Here is a 12,276-nt window from a genome sequence, read left to right on the forward strand (position 1 = left end):
CGACAACAGCATCAGGATTGCGCAGCCGCCCGGAACCTGCTCCAGGCAGACCAGAGCTCCGCGTAGCGACCACCTGCAGCACTCAGGTGCTGATGGGTACCCTCTTCGACGATCCGGCCTTCGTCCATGACCAGGATACGGTCGGCGCGCGCGGCCTGGCTCAAACGGTGCGCCACCACCACCGCGGTGCGACCACGCAGCGCGGCCTGCGCAGCATCCTCCAACGCGTCGGCATCCGAACTGTCCGCGTCCGCAGTGGCCTCGTCGAGAATCACCACCGAAGGGTCCCGAAGCACCAACCGCGCAAGTGCAAGCTGCTGCACATGTTTCGGTGTGAGCTCGTGGCCACCGGCGCCGATCGCAGAATCCAGCCCGTCCTCGAGAAGCGATACCCACTCCCACGCACCCACCGTCTCCAGTGCGCGCTGCAGCGATTCTTCGTCCGCCTCGGACGCAGCGATCCGCAGATCCTCGGCTACCGTCCCCGAGAACACGTGCACCTCCTGGGTCAGAAGCACCGGCGTGGCCTCCTCCGGAAGCTCCGCCAGATCAGTTCCGCCGATCCGGACCGAACCCGAATCCGGCACGTGCACACCAGCTATCAATGTGGCAAGAGTCGTCTTTCCGGCACCCGAAGCGCCGACGACCGCCACCGTCTCTCCCGCCGCGATCGTGACAGTCACATCATCGACTGCCTGGTGATCGGCACCGTCGTACCGGAAGCCGAGTGAGTCGATGCAGATCTCGACCGCCTCCGGCGTCTCGACAGGTGACTCGTCACGCGCCGCAGAGGGCCGACCGAGGTCGTTCTCGACAAGGTCGACCACACCGACGATTCGGCCGAGGGAAGCAGCACCCGTTTGGATCTCGTCCATCACCATCAAAAGCGCGCCGATCGGGCCGAATAACCGGAGGAAGAGCAACATCGCCGTCGTCACGGCACCGACTGTGATCGCATCGGAATCCACCAGATAAAACCCGATCAGCAACACCGTCGCCATGCCGACGAACTCCGCCAGATTCGCCTTGCCGCCCAGACGATTCTGCACAATCCGTGCGCGCATCGACCATCGCACCACCGACCAGGATCCGTTGCCCACACGGTCCCGGGATTGATCGATGAGGTTGAACGAATGCACGGTCGGCAGGCCCCGGATCGCTCCCAGCATGTGGTGCGCACGTACAGCCATTGCCGCCCGCTCCTGCCGGTAGACCGGCGGCGCGGAGCGAAGGTAGCGGCGCGCACCGATCCAATGAACAGGGAGCACAGCGAGGACCACAATGAGGAAGCGCCAATCGAGCGCACCGAATCCGGCGATCGTGGCACCGATCGCGAACCCCGACGTCGCCAGAGCCGGAACCCCCCGCGAGATCGCTTCACTGACCACGTTCACGTCATCGGTCGCACGCGATACAAGGTCGCCGGAACCGGCCTCCTCCACACGTGCCTGCGGCAACCGAAGGGCGGCGCCGACCATTCGTTCACGGAGTCCGGCAAGCGCAGTCTCCAGAAGCTGTGCCGAGAGCGCGATCCCCAACCCTGTCAGCGCAGCTGAGGCGATTGCCGCCGCGATCTGCCAGCCACCGATGCGCAGGATCTCGAGGACCCCGCCGCCGTCGATCGCAGTATCGACCATCAGGCCGTATCCCCACGGAATGACCAGTCCGAGCCCCGCGCCGAGCAGCAGGATCACTGCCACCCCCAACAACGCCGGCCACTTGCCGCCGAGAAGTCCGCGTACGAACTTCACCGTGGTTCGCCCGTCTGCCACGGGAAAATACCCCGATGACCTCGCCGTGTCGGCGGTCATGGTCACGTCGGCGGTCATGCGGTGACCTCGGCTTTCGCAGTCGTGTCGGCGACCCGACCGGTGGCACTGATCGTCAGGACATGGTCGGCCGCCGCAATCAGAGTCGGCGAATGCGTGAAGATCACCGTTGCCGTCCCGGCACGCACCTGCGGTAGCCGCTCGGCGATATCGGCTTCGGTGACCGAATCGACCGCGCTGGTCGGATTGACCAGCACCAGCGTTCGGGTGTCGGATGCGAGCGCGCGGGCAAGCGCCACCCGCTGACGCTGACCTCCCGACAGCAATCGCCCGGCCTCGCCCACCGAGGTGTCCAGACCATACGGGAGCGTGCTGATCACGTCGTCGCAGGCCGCGGCGAGCAACGCCGCGGCCACGCGGTCGGGCTGCTGTGGGGAACCTGCCGTCACATTCTCACCGACGGTGCCCTCGAACAGTGTGCTGGTATGCGGTGCGACGCGTACCGCCCGCAGCGCTGCTGGTTCCGACAACTCGTAGAGATCGTCTACGCCCGCCCACACCGTGCCCGATTCCGGTGTCTTCACGCGCGAGAGCAAGGTGGTCAACTTCGCGGCCGTCGCCGCGTCGCAGACCAGCGCGGTCACCCCGGAGACCGGGAGCGTGAGATCCAGGGCCCCCTGCCCGACATCGACACCGTCGAAACGCAAGGGAACAGCGTCCGCTGCCTCTTGCTCGCGGTGTCCCGCCGTCCGCGCAAAGGGAGCGTGCAGGACCATCAAGACGCGCGCCGCGGAGGCATGCGCGGCGACCCATACCTTGCCGAAATTCGTACCGAGCGCCTGCATGGGCCCCATTGCCACGGACGTCAAACCGACGACGGTGATCAGTTGTCCCACGCTCAGAGCGCCGTTGACGGTCTTGATTCCGCCGACCACGCCCACCGCAACGACGAAGACGGCCGCGATGGCCTCCATCGCACCGACATACGCGCCGTGCGACCGACGGGCCTTGATCACCGCGGCCAGTGCCCGCTCACTCGCCGAGCGGTACCGGCGTTCGGCCTCGGCCTCGGCATGCATGCCTTTGATCACGCGGAATCCGGTGACGAGGTCCGTCGCCGAGCCGGCCGCGTCCCCGGCCGCCCGTTGTTCGGCCGCGCTGCGCGCGCGCAGCCGGCCGCCGGCCTTGTCGAGGCACCACAACAACGCCGGGGCTCCGAGCAGAATCAGCAGGCCCAGCTCCCAGGAGATCGACAGCAGTATGATCCCGCAGAAGATCACTGCGAAGATTTCTGCCACGGGGTACAGGCCGAGAGCCACCGCCATCGCGAGTCGCTGCACATCGGTGGACGCAATCGACAACAGGACGCCGGGAGTGTGGCCACCGCCCAACCCGCGAGGATCGAGGATCCGATCCGTGACCTGCGTGCGCAGACGATGCTGAACCGTGTTGATGCCGAGGAAGCCGATCCGCGAGCCGAATCGGTAACTGAACGACAGGAAGGCGAAAACCAGTCCCAGCACGAGCACCCAGCGGACCGTGGCCGCCATGTCACTCGTCTTGATCGCTTGGTCGATCGCAAGGCCCATGACGATCGGCACCAAGACCTCGCCGACTTGATGGCCTACGAGCAGCACTGCTGCCGGGACAGTCCTGGGGAGGTCGGCGAACATCGTTCGCAGCACCAGTTTCCGTGGCGTGGTTTCGGCATCGATCGCGATAGGTCGGTGCGGAGGTTGCTGTTCAGCTGCCTCGAAGAACACCGGCAGCCGACCGTCGGTCCAGTCGCTCATATTCTCCTTTTCCCTCCGTTCCCGCGGGTTGGGAGCGGATTCGATCGCGCGATCCTAGGGTAGCCTAACTTGAAACCGTGGCCTGTCAACGCATGCGCACTCGTGCCGCCGCTCATTGAAGTTGCGCCACCCAACCAAACGGAGGGAATCGATGACCTCACCAGCACAGCTTTGTGCACGCCCCATCCTCGACCAGCGTGTTGAGGCACTCCCGGTCGACTGCATATCAGCACCGCAGAACGCAAAAATCGTTCGTCCCCAAGGTGTGTCGTCGTGATCATGGTCGGTTCAGGCGCTTTGGTCTGGCGTGCCGCGATGCATGCCGCTTCGGCAGGTAAGCCGGTCGAAGCGGTGATCCACCCTCACGGTGAGGATGTGCCGGCGCAGGCGGTGGAGTTGAATTGCGTAGCAACCCACGATGTGAACGAGTTGGCCGAGTACATCGGTGGTCTGTCCATCGACCGGCTCGTGTGCTCGACAGGAAATCCGTTCATCTTCCGTACCCCCATCTTGGATCTCGGGTTGACGATCGTAAACGTGCACGGAGCGCCGCTGCCGCGCTATCGTGGACTGCCGTTGGCGACGGCGGCATTTGCCATCCTGCGGTCGGAACGAGAATTCGGCGTAACCCTCCACCGTGTCGATGCGGGAATCGATACCGGTCCCGTCGTTGATCGGCGCACGTTCTCACTCTCGTCATCGGTGACTCTGGAAGAACTGTCGCTACAGGTCACCGACGCATGCCATGAGATCCTCACCGACAATATCGACGACCTCGATCGCGTGCCGGAACAGGACGTCGACGAGTCGTCGCAACCGGGCGAGTACTTCGGGTTCACCCAACTGGCCTCGATCAGCACCTACCGCGATCATCCGAACTTCGATCGTGCAACGGATCTCGGGGTGCTCGATGAGTTCTATCCTTCATACGCGGAACTGTTCGAGGCCGCCCGCAGCCGTACAATTCGCTAGGTCGCCGCGCTGTCGAGTTCGTCGACCCAACGATCCAACAGCATCGCAGCCTGATCTGGCCCCAGGACCTGCAGATCGATGCCCTCCGTGGTGGTCCGGTATCTGGCGACGATGTCGTAGAAAGACTCAAAACCTTCCAGCAGAGTTGGGTCTGCGGTCCGACCGTAGAGTCGTGTCAGTAGAAGGCCCGGCTTCGGCGCTCCCCGCAGTTTCTTGCGGCCCCGTCTGTTTTGATAACGCAGCAGGTCGTGCCAGGGTGCGTAACCTGCCCAGGAGCCCGCCTGGTCGTGCCCGAGTCGGGGGTACACGACGGTCAACGCGCCGGGGAGATCGTCGGCGTCGGTACGTGCCGCCCGTAGGTGCGTCCGCAGATCCCACTCCAGGTCGACGGCACCCTCGCCGTCCGACCATCCCACAACAGCTGCCAGGAATGCTGTCTCGATGACTTCTGGTGGTGCAGGGGACTCGATAGGCCAGCTCACTCGGGTGGTGTATAAGGTGAGTTCGCCTGCGGGGTGGGCTGCTACCGGCAGCGTGTTCAGGTAGTCGGCCCACTCGACCATTGCTGCGTCGGATTCTGCCGATGCAGCAATGTTGTCGAGGACTTCCGATGTGTCCGCAATCGATCGCACGGTGGCTGCCGCCGCGGTCGTGACCCCATTTACCTGCGCCTGCACACGGGCGGCGAGCTGGTGCACGGTCCGACGGTCTGCGGCGAGGCCATGTACGGCGAGGACAAGGTGGACGCCCTTGGCGGAACCGACGATGCCGGCATGTAATGCTCTTCCGGCAGTGATATCGATGTGTTCGACGAGCTGCGCACGGACTTCCTTGACCGCCCGATCGGACGTGGAATCGGGCCGTTCGTGGAGGGAGATGCTTTCTGCGACAGATTGTTCTGTGTATGGCATGACCTCGGCCGTCCACAGCAAACGGTGGTGCGGGGTCACGCGCTGGCGAAGTGTGTCGATGTCGTGCAGCACCGACGCTATGGCTGACTTCACCTGCGCCGAGTCCACTGCTTGTGGCAGATCGATCACCTCGGTGATGAGATGGTCGTCGATCGGTGATCCCGACAGTCGCAGCCGGTGTTGGTTCACCGTGGGTGCGATGGGGATCGGGTCTCCGGCGGTGGCGGACGGTGGCCCGTCGTGCTGGGGCGTCACGCCGGGCGAGGTGGTGACGCACGCGCTGGCGAGCCGAGCGGGGGAACGCAGGGCGAAGACGTCACGGATGGTGAACGTCAACCCCCTCTTATTTGCTTGGCGCACCACTGATATGGACGAGATGCTGTCTCCGCCGAGACGGAAGAAGTCGTCGTCGGCGGACAGGACGGTCGTCCTGCCGAGCTTCAGGACCTCACTGAATATGGCCGCTAACGCGATCTCGGTGTCGGTCTCCGGCGCCCTACCGCCCGTGGCGCCGGGCCGCGTATCGGGCACCGGCAGGGCAGTCTTGTCGAGTTTCCCGTTCACGGTGACCGGGAACTCGGCGAGTCGGCTGAAGGTGGTCGGGACCATGTAATTCGGCAACCGCGCCGCCAATTGGCCCCGAAGAAGATCTGCTAGCGCCGCGTCTTCGTCTGTGCCGTGGTCGGCAACCGTGACATATGCAGCAAGAAACTTCCCACCTGTGGGATGATCGAGGGCCACCACTGCCGCGCCCGATACGGCGTCGAGCTGTTCGAGGGCATTCCGGACTTCGTCCAGTTCGATCCGGACGCCGTGCAGCTTCACCTGATCATCCGACCGGCCCTGGTACTCCAGTGCGCCCTGCGTACTCCATCGAACGAGGTCACCTGTGCGATAAAGCCGTTCGCCGGTCTTGCTGTGGGGGTCGGCAATGAACCGCGCCGCGGTCAGCGACGGCTGGCCGACGTATGCGTCGGCGAGCTGGGCGCCACCGATATACAGTTCGCCCACCACTCCGGGGGCGACAGGTCTCAGCCACGAATCCAACACCCGCACCAGAGTGTTCGTTACCGGGGAGCCGATCGTGACGTCGTCGTTGGCCACGGCAGCGGTAGTGGCATCGCCTGCGACCTCGGTCGATCCGTAGAAGTTGTGGATCACTGCACCCGAAGCTATCTGCCGCATCGCTTCCGCTGTCGAGGAAGTGAGTGATTCACCAGAGGACACCCACTGTCGTACAGACGCCAGCGCTGTCGCTGCGTCTGGGACCCGAATCAGGGCATCGGCCAAGCTCGGCACAGTCAGCAGATGAGTCACCCCATATCGGTGAATCGCGTCGGCCAACGCCGCCGGATCGCTTGCGGACTCTTCGGTGGAGACCACTACGGTCGCACCGGCTGTCAGTGGACCGAACAGCTCCGTGGCGGCGTCGACGAATCCCAATCCGCTTTTCCACAACGCCACGCAGTCCGGACCGAAGCCAAGCACCTCACGCCCCCAGGTCAGGCGGTTCACCAGCGCCCGATGCGACATCGTCACTCCCTTAGGGCGTCCCGTCGTGCCTGACGTGAAGATCACGTATGCCGCGTCGTGTGCCGTGAGAGCACGGACTAGCACCGGAGGGGCCTCTCGGCCACGATCAAGCGCCCCCACGACCCCTCTGTCGTCGGTCTTCAGCAGGCGCACCCCGGAAGCAGCCAGCACCCTTGTGTACGCCTCCGAAGTGTGTCCGTCGGTGATGACCACTGCGGCACCCGAGTCTGCAACGATCTGCCCGATTCGTTCGGCCGGGTACTCGGCGAGCGGGACACACGCAGCACCCGCACGCATCACACCTGCGAGCGCGACCACTAGGTCAACGGAACGCGGCAGCAAGACAGCAACGCGATCCCCCACCTCGATACCGTATTCCACGAGAAGTGCAGCCAGTGCATTCACGCGCGAATCGAGCGCCGAAAACGACAGCTCCACCGCGTCCGTGTCGTCGGCAAGCGCCACCCCCGTGCCCGCGGCGGCCTGGTTCTGCAGCAGCGCATCTACGGTTACCGCTGCAGTATCTCGGTCCTCACCAGATGACCATGCGGCGATCTGATGTCGATCGCGCTCCCGCACGAGCGTCAGGTCAGCGAAACGACGACCGACACTGCGGGTCTGCGCGTGCGTGCTCAATGTCGCGAGGGCTGCACCCCAGAGCGCGGCGAGGTCGTCGACGTCAGCTTCGTCGATGATCCCGGTCGCGAACCTGAACGAGCCCTGCAGCACCAGTCCGTCTGGGCCCGGTACCGCGGCGATGTTGATATCGACCACCGCCGGGGAGCGCAGCGTGTCGGGGGCGTGCCATTCGATTCCTGGCTTTTCGGGGGCAGGATGCCAGATCGCAGCGCTCTTGGCGCCGGCGTTCCCGAATTGACCGAGATAATTGAATCCGATCTGGGGTGCGTTCTCGGCTGCGAGAGCGCCGGACGTCGTGGGGTTGAGATATCGCAGCAGCCCGTATCCCATCCCTCGATCCGGCACGTGTCGAAGGGCGTCCTTTACTCGCAACACCGCATTCGCCGCGGCAGCGGGGTCGGTAAGCGCAGCAGTGGGATCGATGTCGCAAGTGTCGAGGGCGACCGGAGACCAGGACGTGAACCACCCGACGGTGGAGGACAGGTCCGCACCGGCGATGAGGGACTCTTCCCTGCCGTGACCTTCCAACCCGATCACCACACGTCGGTGGTTTACCCCTCGTCGGGCGCGCCAGGCGCCGACTGCGACCGCCAGTGCACCCAAGAGCACATCATTGACCTCCGATGCCAAGGCGCGCGGCAGGTCGGATAGAACAGAGCGGGTCACGTCTTCAGGCACAGCTATCTGTACCTCGCCGGAGGCCGCGTAGGTGTCCAGCTTCGGATCAAGGGGGCGCGACCCCAACAACGGATCCTCGCCAGCGAGCACGTCGGTCCAGTAGTCGACCTGCGCGACGACGTCGTCATCGCCAGCCCGGGAGGTGAGCGCCGCCGACCAGGTCGGGAAACTCGTCCCCACCGGCAGTAGCGGTTTCGTGGACGCACCGGTCTCGAGCTGCCAGGCCTGTGCCAGGTCGTCACCAAGGATGCGCCACGAAACGCCATCGACAACGAGGTGATGGATCACCAAAAGCAGTCGACCATGTTCTTCCTGGTCGTTGGTGAACCACATTGCTCGCCACATCACCCCGTTCTCGGGGTCCAGTGCCTCCGACAGCTCTGTCTTCACCGCCGAGACTCGGTCACGCCACGAGTCCGACGCCCACGACACGCTCAGCGATTCCACCGTGATTCGCTGGTCTGCCGCGGCAATTGGGTTCGGTGTCTCGAACCGCCATTGATCCAGGGTCGTTCCCCGGACCACGCGACCGTGCAGCGCAGGATGGTGGTCGACCACTTGATGCAGAACACGCTTCAGTGACTGCTTGTCGAGACCGGCGGGGGTGACGAATGTGGACGATTGTGTGAACTGCTCGAAGCCTGGAAGGCTCGCATGTGCTGCCGCTATCGGCCACAACCCCGACGCCCGCGTGGCAGTCAACCGCATCGGCGGATCTGACTGTAATGCAGTCAGATTCGATCCATCTAGTGGGTCATTCCCGGTAAGGTAGTTCTCGTCGACCATCTGCGTACCCGATGCCGAACCTACGATCAGTTCGACCGCACGGAGGTAGAGGTCAACGATCTGATCGGCTACCATGTCGTCGATTGCCGCGCGGTCGTTAGTCAATTCGACCGCTACCGACTCGTGCAAGTTGACCAAGGCGCTCAGTCGGTAGTGGGGGTTCTCGATGTAGTGGATGGGCCCCAGCTGAAGGCGGTCACCGGTCTCCGGAGGCTGCAGATTCTGGATGGCGAACAGGGTATCGAAGAGTTCGTTCACGCCCAGCGACGCGTGCACGTCGAGAAGCGGAACGTGCTGATGGTCGAGCACGGTGGTCTCAGCGGCAACAAACCGCTGCACGATCTCATCGACGGTGTCGTGCAGGGACCAACGCACCCGCGTGGGCACGGTGTTGACGAGCATCCCGACGATTCGATCGAGACCTCCGACGTCTTCACCGCGGCCCGCCGTGGTGGATCCGAAGACCACATCGGTGCTGCTCATGATGCAGCCGACGGTAATTCCCCAGGCCACCGTCAACACTGCGGCCTCCGTCACCGCCTGGCTGCGCGCGTAGGTGCGCAACGCCCTCCGCTGGTCGGAGTCCAAGCTGCGACGCCGTCGTCCGAATCCAGTTCCTCCTTCGGGGCGGGGCAGCAGATCCGAGACAAGCGTGGGAGTATCAACCCCGGTGAGGTAACGGCTCCACGCGGCTACTTCACGCTCGGGGTCTCGATGATGCACCCACCACCGGAGGAAGTCGGTGAACTGGGGAGCTGGGGATTCGAAGACCTGCCCTCGGTAGGCTGCCATGATGTCGTCCCAGATCAGGGCGACCGACCAGCCGTCGGCGATGAGGTGATGTGCTGTCTGCACGAGACGATGGTGGTCTTCGGCGATGGTGATCAACGCGTAGCGCAGCAACGGCGGTTGCGTGAGGTCGAAGCCCCGAGCGCGCTCCTGATGTGCGACCTTCGCGACGAACTCCTCCGTTTCCGACTCACTTCGCCCGATAAAGTCCAGCGTCCGGAATTCGGGTGCCACAGTGGCGCCGATCGTCGAGATGAGCCTGCCCGATGCAGTGGTGTGGAACCCTGCGCCGAGGGCTTCGTGGCGGTCAATGGCCGCACGCGTGGCCTGCTGCAGTCTGGCCGGCTCCAGCGGGCCGATCAGGTCGACGACCTGTTGGACGATGTAGGGATCGTCGTCCGGTGCGGCGAGCGAATGGAAGTAGATCCCGGACTGTACCGACGTCAGCGGCAGGACCGCGCGGAGGTCGGCCACCGTGGCGGCGAGGTCGGCGGCGTCTTCGTCGTCGAGGACGACCAGCGGGCGATCGGAGATGGATTGGTTCTTGTCAGTGGTGGCGTCGGAGTCCGTGATTGTCGCTGCCAGGCGCCTGGCGGTGCGGTGAGCTGTGACGTCCTTGGTGCGCACCTTGATCCGCTGGGAGCGCAGCGCCCGCACCACGGTGACGGCCATGATGCTATCGCCGCCGAGGGCGTAGAAGTCGTCGTCGACCCCGACTTCGTCGAGGCCCAACGCCTTCGCGAAGATGTCACACAGGAGGGCCTCGTGCGCGGTTGTCGGCGCGGTGAGACCTTCGCGCTGTACCTCGGTTGGAGCCGGTAGCGCGCGACGGTCCACCTTGCCGTTGGTGTTGACGGGGAACGAATCCAACACCATCAGCTGGGTGGGCACCATGTAGTCGGGCAACCACTCTCGACACCATTGCCGTAGCACATCGACATCGAGCGTCGATCCGGGCATCTCAGTGGCATAGCCGACCAAGCTCTGAACACCGGAATCGTTGCGGTGCATCGTCACCACTGCATGTCGGACGCTCGGGTGGCGAGCGATCGCTACTTCGATCTCTTCCAATTCGACACGTCTGCCACCGATCTTCACCTGATTGTCGGCGCGCCCGAGGAACTCCAGCGAGCCCTCCGTGGTCCACCGAGCGAGGTCGCCGGTGCGGTACATACGCGCACCGTCCGGATCGAATGGGTTGGCCACGAACCTGCCCGCGGTCAAGGCTGCATTGCCGACGTACCCGCGGCCGAGGAGAAACCCGGCCACGTACAGTTCACCCCCGTCCCCGACCGGGGTTGGGGAGAGGTTGTCGTCGAGTACATAGAGTTGGGTGTGAGGATTGGGACGGCCGATCGACGTGCTGATCCGTTCTGCGCGATCTCGGTAGATCACATGCGAAACCCCGATCGTCGCCTCTGCAGGGCCGTACCCGTGGTAGAGCGTCGTCGACAACTGCTGCCGGAACCTGTCGAACAGGTCTGGCGTCAGGACCTCGCCGCCACACCACACGTGCTGCACACTGGTCAATGCCGACCCCTCGCATGCCGCGCGTTCGAGATCCAACGCCAGCATGGCATCGAGCATCGACGAGACGAGGTACAGGTAGGTGACCCGCTCCGCGGTAATGAGGTCGAGCAGATAGTCGGGATCCTGCTCGCTACCCGATGCGGCCACGACGACATAGCCACCGGATATCAACGGCAGCAAGATCTCGTTGACAGAGATGTCGAAGGCGAGCGGAGCCTTGAACAGTGACGCGTCGCCAGGCCCGAACAGGATCACGTGATCTCGCTGCCAGGTCAGTCGCTCAGCGATCGCCTCATGTCGGATCATGGCCCCCTTCGGGGTGCCGGTCGACCCCGATGTGAAGATCACGTAGGCCAACTGGTTCCCCACGATCGCCGGAGGCGAAGGTAGGGGGTCGGGTTCCTCGAAGCGCCAGTCGTCCAGGCTCACGACGAGCTCTTCTGTCGGCAAGGATGCCTGGTGATCGGGGGCAACGAGCGCGATCCGTGCCGACGAGTCGGCGATCACCTGTGCTCGGCGAGTCGCCGGCCACTGCGGGTCCACCGGAACGAAGGCGCCGCCTGCAACCATGCTCGCCAGCACGCCGATCACCATTTCGGCCGAGCGAGGCATGCAGATCGCAACCACCTCCTCTGCGGCAAGCCCTGATTGGCGAAGACGGTGGGCCAATTGTTGCACTTTCGCCGAAAGTTCCGCGTACGTCAGGCGACGCTGGCCGTCGACGAGGGCGGGCGCATCCGCATGCGAGCGGACCGCTTCGGCAAACAGTTCGGGGACAGTCGTTGTTGTCGCCGGGGTCGAACGGTCATTCCACTGCTCCTGCAGTGTCACGATATCCGCTTGCTCGGCCTCGATACCCAGTTGCTGCGTCATCGG

The 12,276-nt window shown here is 64.3% G+C and carries 4 protein-coding genes; 1 reads left to right on the plus strand and 3 read right to left on the minus strand.

Translation table 11 applies throughout. The features are described from left to right. Positions 1-11: 11 nt before the first annotated feature. The gene (locus Q7514_RS16170) at positions 12-1,829 is read right to left on the minus strand and encodes an ABC transporter ATP-binding protein (RefSeq protein ID WP_330134303.1); all 1,818 of its coding nucleotides are present in this window, start codon (positions 1,827-1,829) and stop codon (positions 12-14) included. Beyond that, positions 1,826-3,562, minus strand: a complete 1,737-nt coding sequence (locus tag Q7514_RS16175) for an ABC transporter ATP-binding protein (protein WP_330134304.1) — start codon at positions 3,560-3,562, stop codon at positions 1,826-1,828. Before Q7514_RS16175 ends, Q7514_RS16170 begins: the two co-directional genes overlap by 4 nt. Positions 3,563-3,841: 279 nt before the next feature. Here Q7514_RS16175 and Q7514_RS16180 point away from each other — a divergent pair, with 279 nt between their 5' ends. Beyond that, a complete protein-coding gene (locus Q7514_RS16180) occupies positions 3,842-4,534 on the plus strand; it encodes a formyltransferase family protein (protein ID WP_330134522.1) in 693 nt (230 codons plus the stop codon). Here Q7514_RS16180 and Q7514_RS16185 read toward each other — a convergent pair. Next, positions 4,531-12,273 (minus strand): amino acid adenylation domain-containing protein, encoded by a 7,743-nt coding sequence (locus Q7514_RS16185; RefSeq protein WP_330134305.1) that lies wholly within the window; start codon positions 12,271-12,273, stop codon positions 4,531-4,533. The two genes, Q7514_RS16180 and Q7514_RS16185, sit on opposite strands and share 4 nt — an antisense overlap. Between the last annotated feature and the right edge of the window lie 3 nt (positions 12,274-12,276).

Origin of the sequence: Rhodococcus artemisiae, from assembly GCF_036327795.1 — a bacterium.
GTDB lineage: Bacteria > Actinomycetota > Actinomycetes > Mycobacteriales > Mycobacteriaceae > Rhodococcus > Rhodococcus artemisiae.

What these genes read in the sequence shown, in the direction of transcription:
- Q7514_RS16180 (WP_330134522.1), top strand. Translation starts at nt 3,842, where the DNA reads ATGGTCGGTTCAGGCGCTTTGGTCTGGCGTGCCGCGATGCATGCCGCT.
- Q7514_RS16175 (WP_330134304.1), bottom strand. Translation starts at nt 3,562, where the DNA reads ATGAGCGACTGGACCGACGGTCGGCTGCCGGTGTTCTTCGAGGCAGCT.
- Q7514_RS16185 (WP_330134305.1), bottom strand. Translation starts at nt 12,273, where the DNA reads ATGACGCAGCAACTGGGTATCGAGGCCGAGCAAGCGGATATCGTGACA.
- Q7514_RS16170 (WP_330134303.1), bottom strand. Translation starts at nt 1,829, where the DNA reads ATGACCGCCGACGTGACCATGACCGCCGACACGGCGAGGTCATCGGGG.